This window comes from Massilia glaciei (assembly GCF_003011895.2).
In the GTDB taxonomy this organism is placed as follows: domain Bacteria; phylum Pseudomonadota; class Gammaproteobacteria; order Burkholderiales; family Burkholderiaceae_D; genus Telluria_A; species Telluria_A glaciei.
Genome location: NZ_PXWF02000346.1, coordinates 69,028 through 91,897, shown reverse-complemented (window position 1 = coordinate 91,897; position 22,870 = coordinate 69,028). Strand labels below are relative to the sequence as shown.

At 67.1% G+C, this 22,870-nt stretch carries 19 protein-coding genes; 10 read left to right on the top strand and 9 right to left on the bottom strand.

What is annotated here, in order from left to right:
• Positions 1-24 precede the first annotated feature (24 nt).
• Positions 25-1,701, top strand: a complete 1,677-nt coding sequence (locus C7C56_RS27815) for an alpha-amylase family protein (protein WP_219933250.1) — start codon at positions 25-27, stop codon at positions 1,699-1,701.
• 114 nt (positions 1,702-1,815) lie between these two features.
• Here the strand turns inward: C7C56_RS27815 and ntrC are convergent, their stop codons facing one another.
• From ntrC to glnA, 4 genes are all read right to left on the bottom strand, one after another.
• On the bottom strand, positions 1,816-3,303 hold the full coding sequence (gene ntrC, locus C7C56_RS27810) for a nitrogen regulation protein NR(I) (protein WP_106760562.1): 1,488 nt from the start codon (positions 3,301-3,303) through the stop codon (positions 1,816-1,818).
• Between the two features lie 82 nt (positions 3,304-3,385).
• Entirely contained in the window at positions 3,386-4,477 is a 1,092-nt protein-coding gene (glnL, locus tag C7C56_RS27805; RefSeq protein WP_106760561.1) for a nitrogen regulation protein NR(II), read from the bottom strand.
• Entirely contained in the window at positions 4,474-4,974 is a 501-nt protein-coding gene (locus tag C7C56_RS27800; RefSeq protein ID WP_229459049.1) for a DUF4124 domain-containing protein, read from the bottom strand. Before C7C56_RS27800 ends, glnL begins: the two co-directional genes overlap by 4 nt.
• A gap of 251 nt (positions 4,975-5,225) precedes the next feature.
• Positions 5,226-6,641, bottom strand: a complete 1,416-nt coding sequence (glnA, locus tag C7C56_RS27795; protein WP_106760560.1) for a type I glutamate--ammonia ligase — start codon at positions 6,639-6,641, stop codon at positions 5,226-5,228.
• Positions 6,642-7,368: 727 nt separating this feature from the next.
• On the opposite strand from glnA, the gene C7C56_RS27790 reads away from it, so the two are divergent.
• The gene (locus tag C7C56_RS27790; protein WP_106760559.1) at positions 7,369-7,830 is read left to right on the top strand and encodes a rhodanese-like domain-containing protein; all 462 of its coding nucleotides are present in this window, start codon (positions 7,369-7,371) and stop codon (positions 7,828-7,830) included.
• A gap of 23 nt (positions 7,831-7,853) precedes the next feature.
• On the opposite strand, the gene C7C56_RS27785 is transcribed toward C7C56_RS27790, so the two are convergent.
• The 3 genes from C7C56_RS27785 to C7C56_RS27775 form a co-directional block, all read right to left on the bottom strand.
• Entirely contained in the window at positions 7,854-9,209 is a 1,356-nt protein-coding gene (locus C7C56_RS27785; protein WP_106760575.1) for a TAXI family TRAP transporter solute-binding subunit, read from the bottom strand.
• Positions 9,210-9,324: 115 nt separating this feature from the next.
• Positions 9,325-12,864 carry a transglycosylase domain-containing protein gene (locus C7C56_RS27780; RefSeq protein WP_229459048.1) on the bottom strand — a complete coding sequence of 1,180 codons (3,540 nt, stop codon included), beginning with the start codon at positions 12,862-12,864 and terminating at the stop codon, positions 9,325-9,327.
• A gap of 279 nt (positions 12,865-13,143) precedes the next feature.
• Entirely contained in the window at positions 13,144-13,965 is an 822-nt protein-coding gene (locus C7C56_RS27775; RefSeq protein ID WP_106760558.1) for an EI24 domain-containing protein, read from the bottom strand.
• A gap of 212 nt (positions 13,966-14,177) precedes the next feature.
• On the opposite strand from C7C56_RS27775, the gene C7C56_RS27770 reads away from it, so the two are divergent.
• Together C7C56_RS27770 and C7C56_RS27765 are read left to right on the top strand one after the other, a co-directional pair.
• Complete coding sequence (locus C7C56_RS27770) at positions 14,178-14,534, top strand: FKBP-type peptidyl-prolyl cis-trans isomerase (protein ID WP_106760557.1); 357 nt, start codon at positions 14,178-14,180, stop codon at positions 14,532-14,534.
• Between the two features lie 2 nt (positions 14,535-14,536).
• A complete protein-coding gene (locus C7C56_RS27765) occupies positions 14,537-14,800 on the top strand; it encodes a hypothetical protein (protein WP_106760556.1) in 264 nt (87 codons plus the stop codon).
• Positions 14,801-14,951: 151 nt separating this feature from the next.
• Here the strand turns inward: C7C56_RS27765 and C7C56_RS27760 are convergent, their stop codons facing one another.
• Complete coding sequence (locus C7C56_RS27760) at positions 14,952-16,409, bottom strand: wax ester/triacylglycerol synthase family O-acyltransferase (protein ID WP_229459047.1); 1,458 nt, start codon at positions 16,407-16,409, stop codon at positions 14,952-14,954.
• Between the two features lie 133 nt (positions 16,410-16,542).
• Between C7C56_RS27760 and C7C56_RS27755 the strand changes: the two genes are divergently transcribed.
• Positions 16,543-16,794, top strand: a complete 252-nt coding sequence (locus C7C56_RS27755) for an acyl-CoA-binding protein (RefSeq protein ID WP_106760554.1) — start codon at positions 16,543-16,545, stop codon at positions 16,792-16,794.
• Between the two features lie 95 nt (positions 16,795-16,889).
• Here the strand turns inward: C7C56_RS27755 and C7C56_RS27750 are convergent, their stop codons facing one another.
• A complete protein-coding gene (locus C7C56_RS27750; RefSeq protein WP_106760553.1) occupies positions 16,890-17,171 on the bottom strand; it encodes a polyhydroxyalkanoic acid system family protein in 282 nt (93 codons plus the stop codon).
• 202 nt (positions 17,172-17,373) lie between these two features.
• Here C7C56_RS27750 and C7C56_RS27745 point away from each other — a divergent pair, with 202 nt between their 5' ends.
• From C7C56_RS27745 to C7C56_RS27725, 5 genes are all read left to right on the top strand, one after another.
• Positions 17,374-18,891: a gluzincin family metallopeptidase gene (locus tag C7C56_RS27745; protein WP_229459046.1), complete on the top strand. Its 1,518-nt coding sequence runs from the start codon at positions 17,374-17,376 to the stop codon at positions 18,889-18,891.
• A gap of 259 nt (positions 18,892-19,150) precedes the next feature.
• Positions 19,151-19,429: a hypothetical protein gene (locus C7C56_RS27740; RefSeq protein WP_106760552.1), complete on the top strand. Its 279-nt coding sequence runs from the start codon at positions 19,151-19,153 to the stop codon at positions 19,427-19,429.
• Between the two features lie 241 nt (positions 19,430-19,670).
• Positions 19,671-19,994 (top strand): ferredoxin FdxA, encoded by a 324-nt coding sequence (gene fdxA / locus C7C56_RS27735; RefSeq protein WP_106760551.1) that lies wholly within the window; start codon positions 19,671-19,673, stop codon positions 19,992-19,994.
• Positions 19,995-20,040: 46 nt separating this feature from the next.
• A complete protein-coding gene (locus C7C56_RS27730; protein ID WP_106760550.1) occupies positions 20,041-21,138 on the top strand; it encodes an NAD(P)/FAD-dependent oxidoreductase in 1,098 nt (365 codons plus the stop codon).
• A 470-nt stretch (positions 21,139-21,608) separates the two neighbouring features.
• Positions 21,609-22,844, top strand: a complete 1,236-nt coding sequence (locus C7C56_RS27725) for a polyhydroxyalkanoate depolymerase (RefSeq protein WP_106760549.1) — start codon at positions 21,609-21,611, stop codon at positions 22,842-22,844.
• Positions 22,845-22,870 lie beyond the last annotated feature (26 nt).

Genomic DNA, 22,870 nt, shown 5'->3' with positions numbered 1-22,870 from the left:
GACAACCGACTTCAGGAGACTGCAATGCCCTTCCCCCGTGTTCCACTGCATGCCGCGATGCCGCTCGCGCTGGCCCTGCTGACCGCCTGCGGCGGCGGCGGCGCCTCCGCGCCGGCGCCGGCCCCGGCCCCGCCGCCGGTGCAGCCGGCCCCGACGCCGCCCGCGACCCACGATGTCAGCGTGGCCGGCGCCGCCGGCGCGCGCCAGCAGCGGCTCGCCTGCAACGGCGTGATGGCGCAGCCGGCCTGCGCTCTGCGCATCTACCAGGTCATGGTCGAGTCCTTCGTCGACCGCGACCCGCTGGCCGATTTCAACGTCGGTTACGGCACCAGCGCCCACAAGGGCGACCTGGCCGGCATCACCGCCTCGCTCGACTACATCAAGAGCACCGGCGTCAACGCGTTGTGGCTGACGCCGATCTTCCTGTCGGCCGCGCGCCCCGGCCAGGACGTGTTCGCCGACCGGCTCGACGCCACCGGCTACTTCGCCAGCGACTACTTCAAGATCGACCCGCGCTTCGGCACCCTCGAGCAGGCCCGCACCCTGGTCGACGAGGCCCACAAACGCGGCCTGTACGTGTTCTTCGACGGCGTGTTCGGCCACCACAAGGGCGGCGTGGCGCCGTCGCCGGGCGGCCTGCTGCCGGCCGGCGGCAGCAACCCGGTCGACTACAGCGCGCCGGCCACGCTGGCCTTCTACCGCGAGGTGGCCACCTACTGGATCGAACAGCTCAAGATCGACGGCTGGCGCCTCGACCAGGCCTACCAGGTGCCTGCCGCCGCCTGGGGCAGCATCCGCGGCGCGGTCGAGCAGGCTTCAAGCGCCACCAGCTACCTCGACGCCGGCGGCGTGGCGGTGCGTCCGCTCGGCTACATGGTGGCCGAGGTGTGGCAGGGCGAGAGCCAGATCGCGGCGGCCGCGTACGGCGGCGCGAACGCCCCGGCGCTGCTGTCGGCGTTCGACTTCCCTCTGCGCTACCGGCTGCTGCAAACGCTCGCGGCCGAGGAGTCCGGCGCCGCCGGACGGCCGGCCAGCAACCTGGCCGCCGGCTTCGACACGCACGCCGCCTATCCGGACCATGCGATGCCCAACCTGATGCTCGGCAACCACGACCTGGTGCGCTTCGGCGACCTGGTCCAGCGCGCCGGACTGGGCGACCCGGACGGCGCCGACTACTGGCTGCGCCACAAGGCCGCGTTCGCCTTCATGGCCGCCTACAGCGGCCCGATCACGCTGTACTACGGCGACGAGATCGGCCAGGAGGTGCCCAACTACGCGGCCAGGGTGCAGAACGACTGCGCCAACCTGGGCCTGTGCGACGACCATGTCAGCCGCGACAACGGCGTGGTCGACGGCGTGGCCGGGCCGGCCCTGTCGGCCAGCGCGCGCGACCTGAAAAACCATGTGGCGGCGCTGCTGCGCATCCGCGCGGCCAACCCGGCGCTGGCCAAGGGCGCGCGCACCCATGTCTTCTCGGACAGCAACGTGTACATCGACCGCAAGGACAGCGGCGCCAACCGGGTGCTGCTGGTGCTGAACGTGAAGAAGCAGGCGGCCCGGGTCACGCTCGAGGCGGCCGTGGTGGACGGCGCCGCCGGCCTGACCGACCTGGTCAACGAGGCCGCGCTGGCGCCGGAGGCGGGCGGCGCGCGTTTCGTGGTGACGGTGCCGCCGCTGTCGGCGCGCCTGCTGCGCTTTTAAGGCGCGCTTTTAAGGCGCTCTTCCAGGGCGCTTTTTTCGGCGCGCCTCCAAGGCAAGGCCGGACCGGCAGCGGCGCCGTCCGCCTGCCTGCCGGCCGCCGCGCCGCGGTCGCGGCTAATCGTCCTTGGCGCCGTCGATGCCCAGTTCGGCGATCTTGCGGGTGATCGTGTTGCGCCCGATCCCGAGGCGCACGGCGGCGTCGTTCTTGCGCCCGTGCGTGTGCTTGAGCGCGGTCTTGATCAGGGCCGACTCGAACTGGCGCCCGAGCACGTCCATGACGTCGGACTGGCCGGCGGCGAGCATGCCGGCGGCCTGCAGCTCGAGCAGGCCGATCCAGCCGCCGGTCGCGCCCAGCGCCGCCAGCGTGGCGCTGCCGGGCGCCGCGCTGACGTGGGCCGTGGCGCCGTCGTTGGCCAGCGGCACGCTCGAGCCGGGCGCGCCGGCGTCGTGCCCGCGCATCAGCTCGGGCGGCAGGTCCTTGACCTCGACCGTCTGGCCCGGCGCCATCACGGTGATCCAGTTGCACAGGTTTTCGAGCTGGCGCACATTGCCCGGCAACTCGAGCGAGGCGAGGAACTGCATCGCCGCCTCGCTCATGCGCTTGGTCTCGACGCCGAGCTGTTTGGCGCTTTGCACCAAAAAGTGGCGCACCAAGATGGGGATGTCCTCGCGCCGCTCCCGCAAACTGGGCAGGCGCAGGCGGATCACGTTGAGCCGGTGGTACAGGTCCTCGCGGAACAGGCCGTCGCGCACGCGCTGCTCGAGGTTCTGGTGGGTCGCGGTGATCACGCGCACGTTGGCCTTCATCGGCTGGTGCCCGCCGACGCGGTAGAAGTGGCCGTCGGAGAGCACCCGCAGCAAGCGCGTCTGCAGGTCGAACGGCATGTCGCCGATCTCGTCCAAAAACAGGGTGCCGTTCTCGGCCTGCTCGAAGCGCCCGCGGCGGGTGGTCTGGGCGCCCGTGAAGGCGCCGCGCTCGTGGCCGAACAACTCCGACTCGAGCAGGTCCTTGGGGATCGCCGCCGTGTTGAGCGCGATGAACGGCTGCAGCGCGCGCGGGCTGTGCTTGTGCAGCGCGCAGGCGACGAGCTCCTTGCCGGTGCCCGATTCTCCCGTGATCAGCACCGTCACGTTCGACTGCGACAGGCGGCCGATGGCGCGGAACACCTCCTGCATGGCCGGCGCCTGGCCGAGGATCTCGGGGGTCTCGGACGGGCCGGCCTCGATGCTGGTCTCGCGCAGGCTCTCCTCGAGCGCGCGCCGGATCAGCTCGACCGCCTTGTCGATGTCGAACGGCTTGGCCAGGTACTCGAAGGCGCCGCCCTGGAACGCGGCCACGGCCGAATCGAGGTCGGAGAAGGCGGTGATGATGATCACCGGCAGCCCCGGGCATTTGGCCTTGACGGCGGTGAGCAGGTCGAAGCCGGACTGGCCCGGCATGCGGATGTCCGACACCAGCACCTGCGGCGTCTCGAGTTCGAGCGCGGCCATCGCGTCGCGGGCGTTGGAAAAGCTTTTGGTGGCGAGGTTCTCGCGCGCCAGGGCCTTTTCGAGCACCCAGCGGATCGATGCGTCGTCGTCGACTATCCAGATCGGTTTCATGTATTCGCGTTTCCCGGCAAGGATCTCGGTTAGATCTTTTGGATCTTGGTGTGGACCGCGACCAGCCTACCGCCGTCCCCGCTTATGGCAGGGGCAAAAGTATCCTGAAATCGGTCAGCCCAGGCCGGCTCTCGCACTCGATCACGCCCATGTGCTGTTGCACGAAGGTTTGCGCCAGTGTCAGCCCGAGGCCGCTGCCGCCCTCCCGTCCCGATACCAGCGGATAGAAAATGCGGTCGCGGATCTGGGGCGAGATGCCAGGTCCATTGTCGATGATATGCAAGTCTAATGCCAGCGCGTAGCGGACCTTGGCGAGCGTGACCTGGCGCCCCACTCGGGTGCGCAAAACGAGCTCGGCGTCGCCGGCGGCGATCCGCTCGCACAACGCCTGGGCCGCGTTGTGGGCGATGTTGAGCACGGTCTGGATCAGTTGCTCCTTGTCGCCGCGGAACTCGGGGATCGAGGCGTCGTAGTCGCGCCGGATGGTCAGGCCGTGCGGGAACTCGGCCAGCATCAGGCTGCGCACGCGCTCGCACACCTCGTGGATGTTGACGTCGCCGACGATGTGCGGGCGCCGGTGCGGCGCGAGCAGGCGGTCGACCAAGGTCTGCAGGCGGTCGGCCTCCTTGATGATGACCTGGGTGTATTCGCGCAGCTGGCTCAGGTGGCGCGGCGGCAGCTCGAGCTCGAGCAGCTGGGCGGCGCCGCGGATGCCGCCGAGCGGGTTCTTGATCTCGTGCGCGAGGTTGCGCACCAGCTCCTTGTTGACCTGGCTCTGGTCGAGGATGCGCTCCTCGCGGTCGAGCTTGAGCTGCTGCACGTTCTCGCGCAGCTCGATGACGACCCCGCCCTCGGCGGCGCTGACGATGCTGTGCACGTGCAGCGGCTCGCGCCCGGCGCGCTCGAGCGTGAGGTCCTGGCGCAGGTCGCCGTACTGGTGGTCGAGCGCGAGCGCGCACAGCCGGGCGAGCTCGTCGCCGTTGCCGAACAGCGCCGCCAGCTTCTGGCGCGAGAGCGCCTTGAGCGAGCTTTCGAGCAGGTTCTCGGCGGCCGGGTTGGCGTAGCGGATCTGGCCGTCGGGGTCGGCCAGCAGCACCGCCGTGGCCAGCAGTTCGAGTCCGCCGAGCGCGTCCGCGCTTGCACCGGGCGCGCCGGCGCCGCCGCCGCCGTTCATTTGATGTTGGCCAGCTCGCGCTTGAGGGCGTCGATGTTCTTGTCGGTGCGCGCGATGTTGTCGCGCAGCGAGGCCACGCGCTCGAGGTACTTGGCGTAGTTCCTCTCGTTGCCGAGGCGGTCGGGTAGGCCGTCCTTGTATTCCTTGCGCAGTTCGGCCGCCTTTTTCTCCTCGGCCTCGAGCTCCTCGGCGAGGATGGCGCGGCGGTCGTCGTCGCGCGCCTTTTGCTGGGCCGAATCGACCTTCGGGAAGTCGCCCGGCGTGCTCACGGGCGCGCGCGGCCTGGGCGCCTCGCTTCTGCGCGCGGGCGGCGCGGCGATCAGGCCGGGCAGGTCGAGCTGCTTGCAGCCCTTGCGCCCGTTGTCGGTGAGCTCCTTGCGTCCGTTCGCATCGACGCACAGGTAAATGGCATTGCCGCCATCGGCCAGGACGGGCGCGCACGGGGCGGCCAGCAGCGCCAGGGCGAGCATGCGGCGTGCCAAAAATCTTGTCGTCATTGCCATCGGTTCCACTTCACGGTTGTGCGCCCAAAACGAGCATAGTCCGAATATACAACATCTATAGCGCGTTCAAGCATAAAAAAACGCGGGAAAAGCCTGCGCTTTTCCCGCGTTTCGGGCGGCGTCGGATCAATCCGATGTCAAGCCGTTCACAGGTGCTGACATGTATACAAGCCGCTTGTCGGCGCCCGGCGGCGGCTTGGCACGGCCGGCGCCGCGCCGCGTGTCGCGTGCGCCGTGTTTCGCGCTTACAGCGAGTAGTACATGTCGAACTCGACCGGATGGGTCGTCATGCGCATGCGCTGCACGTCCTGCATCTTGAGCTCGATGTAGGCGTCGATCATGGAGTCGCTGAAGACGCCGCCGCGGGTGAGGAACTCGCGGTCCTTGTTGAGCGCGTCGAGGGCTTCCTCGAGCGAGGCGCAGACGGTCGGGATCAGCGCGTCTTCTTCCGGCGGCAGGTGGTACAGGTCCTTCGAGGCGGCCTCGCCCGGATGGATCTTGTTCTGCACGCCGTCGAGGCCGGCCATGAGCAGCGCCGCGAAGCACAGGTAGACGTTGGCCAGCGGATCCGGGAAGCGGGTCTCGATGCGGCGGCCCTTCGGATTTGCCACGTGCGGGATGCGGATCGAGGCCGATCGGTTGCGGGCCGAGTAGGCCAGCTTGACCGGCGCCTCGTAGCCAGGCACGAGGCGCTTGTACGAGTTGGTGCCCGGATTGGTGATCGCGTTGAGCGCCTTGGCGTGCTTGATGATGCCGCCGATGTAGTACAGCGCGAAGTCCGACAGGCCGGCATAGCCGTCGCCGGCGAACAGGTTCTTGCCGTCCTTCCAGACCGACTGGTGCACGTGCATGCCCGAGCCGTTGTCGCCGACGATCGGTTTGGGCATGAAGGTGGCGGTCTTGCCGTAGCTGTGGGCCACGTTCCAGACCACGTACTTGAGGTTCTGGGTCCAGTCGGCGCGCTCGACCAGGGTCGAGAAGCGGGTGCCGATTTCGTTCTGGCCGGCGCCGGCCACCTCGTGGTGGTGCACCTCCACGGGGATGCCCATGGCCTCGAGGATCAGGCACATCTCGGAGCGCATGTCCTGGAAGCTGTCGACCGGGGGGACCGGGAAGTAGCCGCCCTTGACGGACGGACGGTGGCCGCTGTTGCCGCCGTCGATGTCCTTGTCGGTCGACCAGGAGGCCTCGTCCGAATCGATCTTGACGAAGCAGCCGGACATGTCGATGCGCCATTTGACGCTGTCGAAGATGAAGAATTCTGGCTCGGGGCCGAAGTAGGCGGTATCGCCCAGGCCGGACGACTTGAGGTAGGCCTCGGCGCGCTTGGCGATCGAGCGCGGATCGCGGTCGTAGCCCTTGCCGTCGGCCGGCTCGATGACGTCGCACTGCATGAACAGGGTGGTCTCTTCCATGAAGGGATCGATGTTGGCGGTGTTCGGGTCGGGCATGAGGATCATGTCGGACGCTTCGATGCCCTTCCAGCCGGCGATCGACGAGCCGTCGAACGCGTGGCCCGATTCGAACTTGTCCATGTCGAAATGGGACACGGGAACGGTCACGTGCTGTTCCTTGCCGCGGGTGTCGGCGAAGCGGAAGTCAACGAATTTGACTTCGTTGTCTTTTACCATTTTCAAGACTTCTTCGGCTGTCATTGCCATGCATATTCTCCTGGATGAAAAGGGGGGCGGCCGCGCAAGAAAAGAACGCCTTGCGTTCGGCCAAACTCACCGGGAATGATAGCAGAATCCATGCCAGCATAAAAAGATTGGCGCGGTTGTGATTGCCTGTCGGAAAACTCGCAATCCCGGAGGAAAAGCCCGAACGAATGGCCCGACGGCGGCCACGACGCACCAAAACGATCGCACCATTAAAGTGCAAACGACGCCATCCGCACCAATTTCGTGCGCAACGCACCAACACAGGAGGCCGCGCCGTACCAACTATTCATTCCTGCATGGCGCGGACTACTGCCATACAAAATCGTATGGCACACGTTCGGAGCGAGCGCGCGGCGGCGATCATTAACCGTCGGTCACCATCGTTTCGAAACCGGGGTCTGACCCCACTTATGAAATATTCCGCTATCGGGGTCAGACCCCGGTTGCGAAATCTTGCTTGCGCATGCTGCGGGGCGGTGGCCGCCAGCCTTTGAAACCGATGAATCAATGCGGCGCAGCAAGCCAAAAGCGCCGGCGGGGTCTGACCCCGATTGTGCGATTGTGAAATACTTCGAAAGTGGGGTCAGACCCCGGTTACAGAACGCGAAAGTGGGGTCAGACCCCGGTTACAGAACGTGTTCAACTAGCATTGCCCGCACGGGCCGGGGCGTGGCCGCCGGCCAGCCCTTATAATTGGTGCCACCCCACGCATCCAAGGAGTTTCGCCATGAGCACGACCGCCTCCGAAATCCTCGCCAGCGCCCGCCTGCGGTCACCCGACCTGCCCTACGCCGGCGCCGTCACGCCGCAGGAGGCGTTCACGCTGCTGCAGTCCGATCCCGCCGTCAAGCTGGTCGATGTGCGCACCAATGCGGAGCGCGACTGGGTCGGCCGGGTCGATGTCGCCCCCGCCCAGCACGGCGCGGTCGAATGGAGCACGTGGCCGGGCGGCGCGCCCAACCCCGCCTTCGTGGCCCAGTTGTCCGGCATCGCCGGCAAGGACGACGTCATCCTGTTCCTGTGCCGCTCCGGCGTGCGCTCGCGCCACGCCGCCAGGCTGGCGACCGAAAACGGCTTCTCGCACTGCTTCGATATCCTCGAGGGCTTTGAGGGCGACAAGGACGCCGCCGGCCACCGCAAGGGCGTCGGCGGTTGGTGCAAGGCCGGCCTGCCCTGGATCGGCGCCTAAACGGGCCGCTTCGGGAACTCCCGCTACTCCGGCCCCGGCGCCGGCGCGCTTTCCGGCGCCGGCGCCATCGCCGCGAGCACCCGCTGGCGCACGAACTGGATGTGGCTGCGCAGGCTGTACAGGGCGTCGGCGAACGGCAGCGGTATCGATATCTGGTTGACCAGCCCCTCGATCTCGTCGAGCCGCGCCAGCAGCGCGCCGCAAATCTCGGCACGCCTCTGCGCCGGCGCCTCGGCCAGCTCCTGCTCGACCACCCGCAACTGCCCGTACCAGCGGTACAGGCGCGACCGGATGCGCCAAACATACAGCGGCGGCACCACGCGCGAGAGCGGGATCAGCAGCGCCCCCAGCGCCACCACCAGCACCCACATGCGGTCGAAGAAATTGGCCAGCCAGAAACTCATGTAGCGCTGCAGCAGCGGCGGGCCGTCCTTGTAGAACTTGGCCGCCTCGCGCGCGACCGCGATCTCGGTGTAGCGCGCCGACGGGAACTGCCCCTGCTGCTGGAACCAGCCGGTGCCGCCGTGGATCTGGCTGGCCGCCTGCACCAACAGGTCGACCAGCGCCGGATGCAGGTCCTCGCGCGCGACCATGGTCGCCGTCGGCGCGATCAGGCGGTGGTCGCGCGACGGGTTGTCGCTGGCGAGGTCGACGATCCCGCGCGGCAGCACCACGTGCGACAGGAACGGCAGGCGCCGCGTGTAGGCCTCGGCCTGCGGAAAGTCGACCAGCCGGATCCCGGGCGTGCGCAGCAGCATCTGGATCAGCGGCTCCTCGGGCGCCGAGCTGAACACGAGCCCGTCGATCGCGCCCCCGACCAGCGCCATCGTCGCCGGCGTGTTCTCGAGCGCGCCAAGGCGCAGCTCGTCCGGTTCGACGCCGTTGGCGGCGAGCACCGCGCGGAACAGCTTGGGCACGCCCGTCCCCTCGGGACCGACGTTGACGCCCTTTCCCTTCAGTTCGCTTAGCTGGGCCGGCGCGGCGCCCTCGCGCATGAACAGCCAGACCGGCTCCGTGAACAGGCTGCCCAGCGAGACCAGCCCGGCGCGCTCCGACTCGGCCTGATCGGTCGAGCCGCTTTGCACGAAGGCGATGTCGACCTTTCCCTCGCGCAGCAGTTGCAGGTTGTGGGCGGAGCCGAGCGAGCGCACCAGCGTCAGCGTGATGCCCTCCTTCTTGAGCTTGGCCGCGTACTGCTTGCCGAATTCCTCGTAGGCGCTGTTCTCCTGCCCGGTCGCCAGACGCGCGCTGCGCGGCGGCGACGGGTCGACCAGCAGATAGGCGAGCAGGCAGGCGGCCGCGATCAGCCCCACGGTCGGTCCGGCCGTGGCGACCAGGTCGCGCAGGGAGAACTGCGTGAACTTGCGCACCCGGCCCATCACGCGCCGCAGCGGCTTCATGGGGCGCGCCGCGGGCGCGTCCCGGGGGGCGCCACCGCAAGCGAAGCCACCACAAGCGGCGCCACCACAAGCGGCGCGGCCGGCGGCCGCGCGCTCAGCGGCGGCACGAGGCGGGGTCGGCGCCGGCGCCGCCGCCGGCGGCCAGCGGCTCGATCATCGGCATCAGCGTCGGCGCCAGATGGGTCAGCAGTTGCACCGGCAGCGCGCTGGTGAAGTCGTAGTCGGCCGAGCGCGGCCCCTGCACGTACGCGGTCATGCTGCCGAAGAAGCGTTCGCCGATGTTGAACACGAACGTCGCCGAGCGGTTCACGTAGCGCGATTCGATCAGCCGCCCGCCGGCGCCGTAGACCTCGAAGCGCTGGTCGCCGGTGCCGGTCTTGCCGCCCACCGCCACCAGCGAGCCGTCGGCCAGCTTGAAGGCGGCCTTGACGCGCTTGGCGGTGCCGTCCGAGACCACGGTGGCGATCGCGTCGGCCAGCGCGCGCGCGACCTCGGGCGCGAGCACCCGTTCGTGCGCGGCGTCCTTCGATTGGCCAAGCAGCGTCTCATACGGCGTGCCCTTGGCGAAGTGGAGCGAGTCGATCCGCTGGACCGGCTTGCGCACGCCGCCGTTGACGATGATGCCCATCATCTCGGCGAGCGAGGACGGGCGGTCGGCCGAGGCCCCGAGCGTGGTCGCGTACGACGGCACCAGCGAGTCGAACGGATAGCCCATCTTCTTCCACTGCGCGTGGATCTTGAGGAAGGCCTCGATCTCGAGCAGTCCGGCGATGCGCCGGTCCTGGGCGTGCTTGCGGTGCGTGTTGAACAGCCAGCTGTAGACCTCCTGGCGCTCCTTGACGCTTGCGCCGGTCAGTTCGGCCAGCTTGGCGCCCGGATGGGCCTTGAGGTAGCCGACCATCCACAGCTCGAGCGGGTGGATGGTGGCGACGTAGCCTCGGTCCGACAGCGACATGGTCTGCGGCGCGTACTGCGCGTGCATGCGTTCGATGCGCTCGGGCGGCACCTCGTTGGCCGAGGCCAGGTTGTCGTTGATGAAGGCGCCGAACTCGGCCACCGTGGCCTTGGGCGCGATCGTCCGGTGCACCGCGGCCAGGCGCATCGGGGTCGGCTTCAGGCTCGCCATCAGGGCTTTCTCGACCTCGGCGGTCGATTTGCCCCGGTACTTGGCGTAGAAGCGGTTCATGAACGCCAGGCCCTCGTTGTCGGCGAAGCGCGCCAGGTATTCGGAGCGCCGCGGGTCGTCCGCGTTGGCCAGCAGCGTCGCCGACGAGCCCGGCAGGTCGAACATGTAGTAGCGCACCACGTCGCGCATCAGGCGCACGAACACCAGGTTGGTCGACTGCTGCAGCGCCTGGCGCACCGACATGATGCGCTTGTCGTCGAGCTTGCTGAAGTTGCCGAAGGTGTGCAGGCCGCCGCCCGTGAAGAAGCCCTCGTACGGGCTGCCCGAGTATTTGCGCTCGAGCGCGGCCTCGAGCATGGCCGGCAGGGTGCGCGCGGCCGGGTCGGGCAGGGCCAGGAAATAGCTGACACCCCACAGCGAGAGCTGGTCCTTGGGGTCGACCACGAGCGCGCGCAGCGCCTTCGCGTCGAGCTCGTGCATGCGCTTGTGGATCTGGGCCACGATGTCGAGGTAGGTCACCAGGGTGCGCAGCTTGGCCGTCGAGCCCAGGTCGAGCTTGGCGCCCTCGTTGATGTCGAGCGGCTGGTCGTAGTTGTCGGTCTGCACCCGCAGGTAGTTGGCCTTCCGGCCGCGCTCCATCAGGGTGAAGCTGTAGACCACGTTGGCCGGGTCGCCGTTGCCGAGCATTCCCTTGCCGGTCAGGCCTGCCGCGCCCGCCTGCCCGGTGTCGCGCAGGCCGCGCAGCACGTCGGTGACGGCCGACTGCGCGCGCGCGTTGAGCGTGCTGACCACGGCCAGGTCGAGCCGGTCGAGGTTGTACAGGCGCGGTTCGCCGAGCAGGCCGGCCAGGTGGGTGCGCACCGCGTTCGAGGCCTTGCGCGTGACGAACGCGTTGGCGCCCGGGGCCGCGCTGGCGCCGCCCTCGGCCGGGCGCAGCCGCGTCCTGAGGGCGGCGTCGCGCAGCGCCGGCGAAATGATCTTGTCCTGGGCCAGCAGCGGCAGCAGTTTGTTGGTCAGGGCCTCGAGGTCGTCGGCGCCGGCGCCGAGGTAGTGGGCCGGACGGCGCTGGGCGATCATCAGGCTCAGCGCCTCCTTGTAGGCCAGCACCGCCTCGGGGGTGAATTTTTTCGCCGTCAGCAGCGCGTTGAGCTCGTTGAAATCGCGCCCGTACCAGACCCGCATGCCGTCGCCGATGCCGTTGACCTCGCCGTAGCCGAGCTTGGCCGACAGCGGCACCGTGTTGAGGTAGTCGAGCACCACCTGGCGCCGCGCCAGCGTGGTGTCCTCGCCGCCCCGGTAGGCGCGCAGCGAGGCCGAGGCCATCTGGCGCAGCTTTTCGCTCAGCGAGCTGGTGCGCCCGTCGGGCGAATGGCGGTATTTCTCGATCTGGGTCGCCAGCGTGCTGCCGCCGGCGGAGCGGCGGTCGTCGCCGGTGATCATCTGCACGCCCTTGTCGAACACTGCCTTGCTGAAGCGGTCCCACTCGACCGCCGGATTGCGTTTCGGGTAGGTCGGGTCGAGCAGCTCGCGGTTTTCGATGAACAGCAGGCTCTTGACCAGCAGCGTGGGCGCGAGCTCGAATTTTTCGTAGTAGTGCTCGGGGAAGCGCGAGCTGAACAGGGTCTGCCCGCGGCAGTCGAGGATGCCGAGGCCGACCTTGGTTTTCTCCTGGTAGGGAGCGAACAGGCCCATGTCGGCCCATTCGGCCATCTTGGGCGAGAGCCGGGCCTGGGCCTCGATCTGGTAGTCGCGCTCCTTGAGCCGGTCGAGGTAGTCGGGCATGCGCGCGTAGCCGAGCCGCTCGTCGTAGGGGCTGTCGGACGGAAAGCGGATCGAGTCGCTCGGGCCCGGCTTGACGCTGTAGTTGATTTTTTTGGCGAGGCCGGCGAAGTAGCGCGCCTGCATGGCCGAGGTGCGCATCTCGAGCGCCGTGAACCAGGCGCAGCCGGCGACCAAGATGAGCAGCAGCACCAGCACGGCCGGCCAGACCCGGCGCCGTTTGCGCGGCGGCACGCCCGCGGGCGGCGGGCCGGGGTCGGCTTGCGCGGGGTCGCCGGCCCGCTCGCGCCGCTGCGCGTCTTGTTGTGCGTCCTGTTGTGCTTCCTGTTGCGCCTCCTGTTGCGCGTCCTGTTGCGCTTCCCGTTGCGCGTCCTGCCGCTCGGCCGCGAGCGCGGCCCGTTCGAAATCCTCGATCTGGGCGGGGCCGGCGCTGCCGGCGGCATGGGTGGCGGACGCGACCGTCATGAGCTTGTGGCCGGCAGCGGGCAAGACCTCGAAGTCCGCCTCGGGAACCGCGCGTGGCGCGTCGGCGCCGGGGGCGGCCGGGTTCGGTTCGGCCGGATTCGGGTTGCCACCGGCCTGGCCCTCGCCGCCCACCAGCGTCAGATGCGGCTTGGGGGGCGCGGCGCGCTTGGGGCGCGGCATGCCCATCGCGGCCAGACGCACGCGCAACTTGCGCAGGGTGCGCACTACGATACGGGGCCGTCGAAACCGGCGATTACTTTCCATGATGGCTCAATCGGTGTGAATCAGTTGTACCTGCAATCCCCCGCATCAACCGTTGCCATCTTGCATCTGGTTTATCCGAGTGAATGAGGTCAATAAAAAAGTTAGGTAAATCTCACCGAAATCTCACTCCGGATCCCGGCGAACGCAGTGCACCATTCCACCACATCGGGCGGGCCGGCACGACCGGCGTTCAATAAAATTTAACCTGACACATTCTTTTTCGCAAAAAAACAACGCCGTCCTCGCGCCTCGCGTTGCGCACCGGGACAGCTAGGCCGGCTAGGCCAGCGCCACATTGTTGCCGGCGGCGCGAGCGCGCAGGTCCGCGAGCGCCTGCAAGCAATAGTATTGATACCAAAGTCCGGTGAAAATGAAGATAAGCACGTACAACCACAGCGAAACGGCCGCCAGCACGGGAAACAGCAACGCCGCCCACACCAGGCTGACCCAGACCACGCCGGGCACCGCGCCGGCCAGGCCCGAGACCATGCCGATCACCAGCAGCGGCCAGCGGTGCTCGCGCACGATGATGGCGCGCTCGTCGCCGGTGGCGTGCTCGGCCAGGGCGTCGTAGCCCATCACGCGCGCGGTCAGCCAGCCCCACAGGCCGATCTGCACCAGCAGCGCCAGCGGGAACAGCACGTACAACGGCAGGCTGAGCAGCCACACCGCGGCGAACACGAGGAAACCGGTGACGCTCGCCGCCAGGCTGCCGAGCAGGTTGCCGCCGTGCTTTTTTTCGAGCGAGGGGAACTGGCGCGCGCTGACGTGGCGGCTGATCGCCGGCATCGCGACGACCCCCATGAACACGAGCGAGGTCAGTATCAGCAGCGGCAACAGCAGCAGCGCCGCGACCACCAGCACGATCACGGTCTTGAGCGCGCCCAGCCCGAAGCCGGCCAGCAGCGGGCCGGTGTGCCGGAACCAGCCGTAGTCGGTGAACATGCGCTGCAGCGCGTCGAGCAGCGGCTCCCAGCCGAAAAACAGCAGGGCGCCCCACAGCGCGACCGACAGCAGGGTCGGGACGACCGACATCAACAGTATCTTGCCGTTGAACTGCGAGCGCAGCGCGCGCCCGTAGGCGGTCGCGACGGCGTGCATGGGACGTCCCTGGGCTCGGCTTGGATCTGGCATGGTGGTCATCGTTGGGCGTGGGTGCGGTGAGGGCGCGCGCGGTTCGGCGGAAGGCATATTCTACGTGTAAAGCCAGAGACCGGTTTGCGGCCCCGCCAAAACACGGCCCGGCGCGCGATGGCGCTTTGGCCGGTCATGCACTACAATTCCCGATCACTCTGCAATCAACAAGGAAAACCATGTCCATCATCACCACCGATTCCGGCCTCCAATACGAAGACACGACCGTCGGCGAAGGCGCCGTGGCCACCGCCGGCCAGCACGTCAGCGTCCACTACACGGGCTGGCTGCGCAACGACGACGGCACCGCCGGCAACAAGTTCGACTCGAGCAAAGACCGCGGCGATCCGTTCCAGTTTTCGCTCGGCGCCGGCCAGGTCATCCGCGGCTGGGACGAGGGCGTGCAGGGCATGAAGGTCGGCGGCGCGCGGCGCCTGACCATCCCGGCAGCGCTCGGCTATGGCGCGCGCGGCGCCGGCGGCGTGATCCCGCCGAACGCGACGCTTATCTTCGACGTCGAGCTGCTGGCGGTGTAAGCATGCGGCCGGCCAGCACCGGCCTGCTCGCGCTGGCGCTGCTGCTGCCGGCGCTCGGCGGCTGCATGGCGCTGGCCGTCGGCGGCGCCGTGGTCGGGGTCGGCGTGACGGCGGCCAAGGTCGCCGTCAAGACCGGCGTATTGGTCGGCAAGGGCGTCTACAAGGTCGGCGACGCCATCATCGGCGACACCGAGGCCGAAAAAGCCGCCAAGGCCAAGGCCAAGGCCGAGCAAGAGGAACGGCAACGCCAAGGCGCCGGCGACTGATCCGCCAGCGCGGCTGTCACGCGCATGCGGCGGCCTCGTCACTGCACGGGCTGGCTTACCTCCCGTTCCAGACCGCCAGGCTCCACACTCGCCCGCTCCACACCCCCGCGCCAGACACCCCCGCTCCAGACTCCCCCTGCTCCAGCCTCCCCTATTCCCAGTCGCCCATCAGCGCCATCATGACCAGTTTCTCGAACTCGGGCGCGAAGCGCTTGATGATGTTGTCGGGGTCCTGCACCAGCGCGTCGTCGGTGACGATGCCGAACTGCACGCCGCCGTTGTAGCTCAGGATCGACACGCCGATGCCGATGTCGCCCGACTGCGGCACCCAGAACATGCACTGGTCGAGCTGGCTGCCGGCGATGAACAGCGGCGTCTGCGGCCCCGGCACATTGCTCATCACGGCGGTCGCCTTGCGCGCGAAATAATTCTGGATCTCGGTCTGGACCTGCTTGGGCGTGGCGCCCAGCACGCCGAGCACCGACATCGCCACCAGCGCCGTGTAACTGCCCTTGAGCTCGTTCATGCGGTGGCGCACCTCGTACAGGCGCGCCACCGGGTCCTCGAGCCCGACCGGCAGCACCAGCGGCACCAGCCCGAACGCGTTGCCGAGCTTTTGCTGGCGGCTCGCCTTGCGCAGGTTGACCGGCACCATCACGCGCACGTCGCAGTCGTGCGCCACGGCGTCGCCCTTAACGCGCAGGTAGGAGCGCAGCGCCCCGGCCACGCTGGCCATGAGCACGTCGTTGATCGAGCAGCCGAAGGCCTTGCCGATCGCCTTGACCTCGGACAGCGGCAGCGGCTCGCTCCACGACACGTGTTTTTTGCCGTTCGGCTTGCCCTTGAGGCGGGTCGGGCTGTCCTCCTCCATCGTGGTCAGCTTGACCGCGTCGATGGCGAGCTGGCCGGCGGTGTCGGCCAGGTTGGTCAGCTGCGCCGGAATTTTGTCGAGTTCGCCCAGCACGCCGAGCGACTTCATGAACATGGTCGAGGACAGGTCGATCGCCTTCAGGCTGGCCGCCGTGACCGGCAGCATGATCTGCTCCCACGGACTCTCCTCGGCGGCGGCCGCGGCGCGCGCGGTCGGCTGGTGGTCGGGGGCGTCGGGGCGCGTGTCGAACATCGACATGAACACGCCCACCAGCGCCACGCCGTCTGCGATGCAATGGTGGATGCGGATGATCAGCGCCTGGCGCAGCTTGCCGTCCTCGCCCACGCAATTGTCGACCAGGTGCATCTGCCACAGGGGTTTGTCGGGGTCGAGCCGCTGCTGCGACAGCTTGCCCACCAGATGCTGCAGGGCCGGCTTGTTGCTCTTGTTTTTGGCCGGGTCGGCCAGCGCGGTGTGGATCACATGGTCGTCGAGGTCGACCTCCTGCTCCTGCCACCAGCTGCCCGAGACGTCGCTCACGACGCGGCTGCGGAAGCGACTGTAGACCATGAAGCGCGACTGCAAGGCGTGCTTGAGCTCGTCCGGGCTGACCGGTTTGCTGAGCATGGACACGCCCACGATCATCATCAGGTTGCCGTCGGAGTCCATCCGGAGCCAGGCCGTGTCGACCGTGGACATTTTCTTGCGGCTAAAAGCGGAAAGCGCTTTGGACAGCATCGAGCAACTCCTCTAAAGTTTGGTGTTTTTTCTATTATGTCGCGCAATCTTGCATATCATGCGATAAGATTCTAGTGACATTACTCTACGGGCAATATCACAGCAACATTTTTCAGCCACCAAAGGAGATTTCATGAGCTTACAAGAACAGTTCGACCAGGCCCAGGCCGATTCCAAGAGCCTGGCGGAACGCCCGGACAACATGACGCTGCTGAAGATTTACGCGCTGTACAAGCAAGCCTCGAGCGGCGACGCGACCGGCTCGCGCCCCGGCTTCACCGACATGGTCGGGCGCGCCAAGTTCGACGCCTGGGCCGCCCTGAAGGGCACCTCGGCCGACGAGGCGAAGCAGCAATACATCGACCTGATCGAAGAACTCAAGTAATCAAGTAATCAAGTAATTCAAAGCCGCCCGCCGCGATCGCGGCGCGGAGCAGCCGGCCCGGCCTGAAAGCCCGGCCGGCTTTTTTTGCGCGTTCGTCAGGCCGGGCCGAACACCAACGCCATGTTCTCGGCCACGCGCGCCTCGATGGTCGGCGCGAACGCGCTCATCAGGAAACCGAGCTTGATGTAGGTCTCTACCCGCTTCTTCTCGAGCTTCATCGAGCCCTGCACGCCGCTGCGCTCGAAATGGAGCACGTCGCCGTCCCACTCGCATGCCATGTCGAATTCCTCGGCGATCTTGTCGGCCACTTTTTGCGCCGCTTCGCGCGCTTTCTTCGGCGTCAGGTGGTGTTCGTGCACGATGCTGATGTCGGCCATGAGGCGATCCTTCCGTAATTATTCTTGTGTAAAGCGCCATCATGCCAGTTGCACGCGCGCTTTGCCAGAGACACGCGAACGGCGCGCCCTCCTCCCCCTAGGTTGATCGAAATCAAAGGCATGTGTTGCCTGTAGGATCATCATTTCTCATCAGGACCGCGTGCCGGGCCGCAACATGGGAGCCGAGATCATGGAAAAGAGCATGGAAAAAAGCATCAGCGTCACCACCACCGGTCTGCTGCCCGAACGCGAGCAGCCGCCGATCAGCTTTGTGCCCACCCCGAGCGCGCCGTACCGCCGCCACCGCAAGGTGGCCGAACTGACGCTCGAGCCGGGCAAGCCGCGCGCCGCAGGCCCGGGCCAGCCGGCGGTTGTGCCGGTGCCGCTGCCGTTCGCCTTCGGCGCGCGGGTCCTGATGTGGAAGCAGGACCCCTCGGTGACCGACGTCGGCACGCGCAAGGCCTTCCTGCCCGGCATCGTGCTCGAGGGACCGCGCGACGCGCGCATCGTGCACGGCGAGCCGGGCATCGCGGCGGTCAGCCCGAACGCCTTCGGCGACTTCATCGCCGCGCCCGACAGCCCCCAGTTCGACGCCGTGCACACCTTCGCGGTGGTGCGCCAGACGCTGACCATGTACCAGCGCGCGCTGGCCGAGAGCGACCACGCCTCGCCGCTGCCTTGGCAATGGAACAGCAGCATCGACACCGAACCGCTGCAGGTGTTCCCGTACGGCCTGCCGAACGTGATGAACGCGTTCTACAGCCGCAGCCAGTGCTGCCTCAAGTTCGGCGACTTCGTGCCGAGCGGTTCGTCCGAACGGGTGTTCACCTGCCGCTCGTTCGACATCGTCGCGCACGAGACAGGGCACGCCGTGCTCGACGGCTTGAAGCCGGAGTGGCTGCTGGCCGACAACCCGCCGCAGACGGGCGGCCTGCACGAGGCCTTCGGCGACCTGACCGCGATCTTCCTGGCGCTGTCGCAGCTCGACCAGTGCGAGGCGGTGATCGCGCAGACCAAGGCGCGCCTGCACGACAAGACCTTCCTGGCCGACATCGCCGAGCAATTCGGGCTGGCGCTGGGGCGCTCGAACGGATTGCGCAACGCCGACAACGACATCACGATGAGCGAGGCGGGCGACCAGGTGCACGCGATCTCGCAGGTGTTCACGGGCGCCATGTACGACATCCTGGCCGACCTGTTCAGCCACGAGCGCAAGCCCGACCAGCGCGACGACGCGGCGGTGCTGCACGCGGTGGGCGACTACCTGCGCGGCCTGCTGCTGCGCTCCCTGATCGGCGCGCCGGACCGCGCGGCGACCTTCGTCGACGTGGTCAACGAAATGCTGCGGCTGGCCGAGGCCGACGGCAAGCCGGTCGAGTACCGCAACTTCATCCGCAACCGTTTCGCGCTGCGCGAGGTGGTGCTGTCGGGGCAGGCGCCGGGCGAGGACCACCAGGCCGGGGTGCCGCTGGCGCCGGCGGTGCGGGACGCGCCGGGGACGGTGCAGGACCGGCGCGCCTGCTGCGGCACGATGAACCTGGCCGAGTACTACAACGTCGAGGGGGTGCTCGACGGCGAGCTCGAGGCGCTGGCGCGCTGGTGCGCCGAGCACAACCGGCTGGGCGCCGAAGCGGTCCCGGCCGAGCCCGACACGCGCCTGCTGCCGCCGCCCATCAGCGACGAACTGCCGCCGCCGGAAGCGGCGCGCCTGGCCGGCTGAGCGTGCCGCCCGCGAACAATCGCCAAAGCAGGCGCCGCGAAGGGCCGGACCGCCCAAATTGCGCCGGATTTCCTAATTGGGGCCTGCCCCATCGGCGAAAGATTCCGCAATCGGGGTCTGACCCCGGGTCTGACCCCGATTGCGGAAGATTTCTGCCGGAGGACGTTTTTGGGCCGGCGGGATTGGCGCCCGGCCGTCGCCGGCGCCGCCGGCGCCCGCGTTTCGCTACACTTTCACCGGACCCAATCCAAGGAACACCATGCACATCTCGGCTAAAGGCGGCGGCGGCTTCAGCGGCCAGTACGAATTGTTCGACATCGACACCGCCGCCCACGCGGCCGGGCGCGACCTCGAGGACCTGCTGCACTCGCTAGACTTCGGCGAGGCGCCCCCGCCCGCCATCGGCGCCGACATCCCGCGCTGGGAGGTCACCGTGTGCGACGGTGACGCCCGCCGCACCGTCGTCTTCACCGAGGACGGCAGCGCCGCCGCCGCCCCCTGGCAATCACTCATCGAGCGCCTGCGCAATACCGCCTGAACCACACGCATTGCCGTAAAGTAAGGCAAAATGTCGGCTGACGGCGCCGCCGTCGGCGCCGGCCAAGCCTGCCCGACCGGCAAGCCGGCGGCCGCGGCCCGCATTTGCTTATGTATATTGTGTCTAAGCCTGATTTGTAGGAAAAACCGAATTGCCTTAAAATACAGTGCTTTGCTAGCGCTGGCGCGCCGTGTTTTCCCCGTTTGTCGCCGCAGCACCCCCCTTCATTGATAGGACTGTTATGACCCACGTAGTCACCGAATCGTGCATCAGCTGTCGTTACACCGATTGCGTTGATGTATGCCCGGTCGATTGTTTCCGGGAAGGCCCCAACTTCCTGACGATCGATCCGGACGAGTGCATCGACTGCGCCGTCTGCGTGGCCGAATGCCCGGTCAACGCCATCTTCGCCGAAGAAGACGTGCCGGCCGACCAGCAGCAGTTCATCAAGATCAACATCGATCTGGCCCGCACCTGGCCGTCGATCACCAAGACCAAGGCGCCGCTGCCCGACGCCGAGGAATGGAAAGACGTCAAGCACAAGATCGACAAGTTGATCCGCTAAGCACGCCGCACCGCCGCACCAATCGAACTCGACAGGAAGTAACAGCATGACAATCAGCCCCACCCAAGAAGCCGGCACCCCCGCCGCCAACAGCGCCTTCGCCGGCGCCATCGACACCGACGCCGTCATCATCGGCGCCGGCCCGGTCGGTCTGTTCCAGGTCTTCGAGCTGGGACTTCTTGAAATCAAAGCCCACGTGATCGACTCGCTGCCGGCCGTGGGCGGCCAGTGCGTGGAGCTGTATCCCGACAAACCGATCTACGACATCCCGGCCGTGCCCGTGTGCACCGGCCAGGAGCTCACCGACAACCTGCTCAAGCAGATCGAGCCGTTCGAGCCGACCTTCCACCTGAGCCAGGAGGTCACGCTGGTGCAGCGGCGCGAGGACAACCGCTTCAACGTCGAGACCTCGACCGGCACGCGCCTCGTCACCAAGACCATCTTCATCGCCGCCGGCGTCGGCTCGTTCCAGGCGCGCACCATCAAGGTCGACGGCATCGAGCGCTTCGACGGCTCGCAGCTGCACTACCGCGTCAAGGACCCGGCCATCTTCACCGGCAAGAACATCATCATCTGCGGCGGCGGCGATTCGGCCCTCGACTGGGCCCTGAACTTCGTCGGCAAGGCCGAGTCCGTGGTGCTGCTGCACCGCCGCGAGGACTTCCGCGCCGCGCCCGCCTCGGTGGCCAAGATGAAGGCCCTGTGCGAGGCCTACGAGATGCAACTGATCATCGGCCAAGTCACCGGCTTCGACGAGAGAGACGGCCAGCTGACCGAGGTCAAGGTCACCGGCGCCGACGGCGTCACGCGCCGCGTGCCGCTCGACATGCTGCTCGTGTTCTTCGGCCTGTCGCCAAAACTGGGCCCGATCGCCGAATGGGGCCTCGACATCGAGCGCCGCCAGCTCAAGGTCGTCAACACCGAAAAATTCGAGACCAACGTGCCGGGCATCTTCGCCGTGGGCGACATCAACACCTACCCCGGCAAGAAGAAGCTGATCCTGTCGGGCTTCCACGAGGCGGCGCTGGCCGCCTTCGGCGCGGCGCCCTACATCTTCCCGGATAAAAAAATCCACATGCAGTACACCACGACCTCGCCCAAACTGCACAAGATCCTCGGCGTCGAAAGCCCCGTCTTCGACTAGGAGGCTGCGGACTTAGGGAGTCGAAGCGAAAAAAGTGCTGGACGAGGACAGATTTTGACGATTTCGCAGTGCCAATAGCGAGCTATTGGCCGAGAAAGCGGCGAAATATTGACCGCCCAGCGCTTTTTGCAGCCGACGATCCTAAGTCCGGCAGGCTCCTGGGCCGCACTGACGCTGCTGAACCGTTCAGTAACTCCCGCGCCACAGATGCCCCGCCAGTCGGGGCATTTGTCGTTTTATGTGAAGTGGGCCATCAACGGCGGCCGGTAGTTTGTGTTAAAACTGCTTCAAGCGGATCGCGTTTGCGTGCACGCCCACCGTCCACCCCATTTGCTTACGTATTGCTTACAATTTTCTACAATTTCTGGAGAGCACCCAAAATTGCAGTGAGATCCAGCAATTAGCCTATAATTGGCGACGGCGCTTTGCGCAAAACGACGTCACGCGTCGGTCTTCACGAAGGAAAATTTATGCTATATCACTTGCACGAAATGCAACGATCGTTCATGACCCCGCTGATGCAGTGGGCGGACGCGTCGTCCAAACTATTTTCGAACCCGGTGTCGCCGTTCGCGCACACCCCGTTCGCGCAACGCATCGCCGCCGGCTACGAACTGATGTACCGCCTTGGCAAAGACTACCAAAAACCGGCCTTCGGCATCGACTCGACCCTGGTCGACGGCGAGACCGTCGGCGTGCTCGAGCTCACGGTCGAGTCGCGCGCCTTCTGCCACCTGCTGCATTTCAAGAAGGACCTCAGCGACAAGCAGATCAAGGCGCTGGACCATCCGAAGGTGCTGATCGTGGCGCCGCTGTCGGGCCACCACTCGACGCTGCTGCGCGACACCGTGCGCGCCCTGCTGACCTCGCACGACGTCTACATCACCGACTGGATCGACGCGCGCATGGTGCCGCTGTCGGCCGGCCCGTTCCACCTCGACGACTACATCTACTACGTGCAGGATTTCATCCGCCTGCTCGCGCCCGACCTGCACGTGATCTCCGTGTGCCAGCCGACGGTGCCGGTGCTGGCGGCGATCTCGCTCATGGCCACGGAAAAGGACAGCAAGCTGCCCAAGACCATGATCATGATGGGCGGCCCGATCGACCCGCGCAAATCGCCGACGGCGGTCAACGACCTGGCGATCGAAAAGCCGTTCTCGTGGTTCGAGAACACCGTCATCTACTCGGTGCCGAGCAATTTCGCCGGCGTCGGACGACGCGTCTATCCGGGCTTTTTGCAGCACGCCGGCTTCATCGCGATGAACCCGGGACGCCACGCGCAAAGCCACCGCGAGTTCTACAAGCACCTCGTGGCCGGCGACGACGAACCGGCGGAAGGCCACCGCCAGTTCTACAACGAGTACAACGCGGTGCTCGACATGCCGGCAGAGTACTACCTCGACACCATCAAGACCGTGTTCCAGGACTTCAGCCTGCCCAAGGGCACCTGGAAGGTCGGCGGCAAGCTGGTGCGTCCGCAGGACATCACGACCGTGGCGCTGTTCACCGTCGAAGGTGAGCTCGACGACATCTCCGGCGCCGGCCAGACCCAGGCGGCGCACGAACTGTGCACGGGCATTCCGGCCGCCATGCAGAAGGACTTCGTCGCACCCGGCGCGGGCCACTACGGCATCTTCTCGGGCCGCCGCTGGCGCGAGACGATCTGCCCCGAGATCGGCAAGTTCATCCGCAAACACGGATGATCAAACGCCACGCTTAAACGCCACGC

Bases quoted from the DNA above. Each gene is read 5' to 3' on its own strand.
- C7C56_RS27760 (WP_229459047.1), bottom strand. From the start codon at position 16,409: ATGCTGTCCAAAGCGCTTTCCGCTTTTAGCCGCAAGAAAATGTCCACG.
- fdxA (WP_106760551.1), top strand. From the start codon at position 19,671: ATGACCCACGTAGTCACCGAATCGTGCATCAGCTGTCGTTACACCGAT.
- C7C56_RS27750 (WP_106760553.1), bottom strand. From the start codon at position 17,171: ATGGCCGACATCAGCATCGTGCACGAACACCACCTGACGCCGAAGAAA.
- C7C56_RS27755 (WP_106760554.1), top strand. From the start codon at position 16,543: ATGAGCTTACAAGAACAGTTCGACCAGGCCCAGGCCGATTCCAAGAGC.
- glnA (WP_106760560.1), bottom strand. From the start codon at position 6,641: ATGGCAATGACAGCCGAAGAAGTCTTGAAAATGGTAAAAGACAACGAA.
- C7C56_RS27770 (WP_106760557.1), top strand. From the start codon at position 14,178: ATGTCCATCATCACCACCGATTCCGGCCTCCAATACGAAGACACGACC.
- C7C56_RS27785 (WP_106760575.1), bottom strand. From the start codon at position 9,209: ATGGGCCGGGTGCGCAAGTTCACGCAGTTCTCCCTGCGCGACCTGGTC.
- C7C56_RS27815 (WP_219933250.1), top strand. From the start codon at position 25: ATGCCCTTCCCCCGTGTTCCACTGCATGCCGCGATGCCGCTCGCGCTG.
- C7C56_RS27765 (WP_106760556.1), top strand. From the start codon at position 14,537: ATGCGGCCGGCCAGCACCGGCCTGCTCGCGCTGGCGCTGCTGCTGCCG.
- C7C56_RS27730 (WP_106760550.1), top strand. From the start codon at position 20,041: ATGACAATCAGCCCCACCCAAGAAGCCGGCACCCCCGCCGCCAACAGC.
- C7C56_RS27740 (WP_106760552.1), top strand. From the start codon at position 19,151: ATGCACATCTCGGCTAAAGGCGGCGGCGGCTTCAGCGGCCAGTACGAA.
- C7C56_RS27790 (WP_106760559.1), top strand. From the start codon at position 7,369: ATGAGCACGACCGCCTCCGAAATCCTCGCCAGCGCCCGCCTGCGGTCA.
- ntrC (WP_106760562.1), bottom strand. From the start codon at position 3,303: ATGAAACCGATCTGGATAGTCGACGACGACGCATCGATCCGCTGGGTG.
- C7C56_RS27780 (WP_229459048.1), bottom strand. From the start codon at position 12,864: ATGGAAAGTAATCGCCGGTTTCGACGGCCCCGTATCGTAGTGCGCACC.
- C7C56_RS27725 (WP_106760549.1), top strand. From the start codon at position 21,609: ATGCTATATCACTTGCACGAAATGCAACGATCGTTCATGACCCCGCTG.
- glnL (WP_106760561.1), bottom strand. From the start codon at position 4,477: ATGAACGGCGGCGGCGGCGCCGGCGCGCCCGGTGCAAGCGCGGACGCG.
- C7C56_RS27775 (WP_106760558.1), bottom strand. From the start codon at position 13,965: ATGCACGCCGTCGCGACCGCCTACGGGCGCGCGCTGCGCTCGCAGTTC.
- C7C56_RS27745 (WP_229459046.1), top strand. From the start codon at position 17,374: ATGGAAAAAAGCATCAGCGTCACCACCACCGGTCTGCTGCCCGAACGC.
- C7C56_RS27800 (WP_229459049.1), bottom strand. From the start codon at position 4,974: ATGACGACAAGATTTTTGGCACGCCGCATGCTCGCCCTGGCGCTGCTG.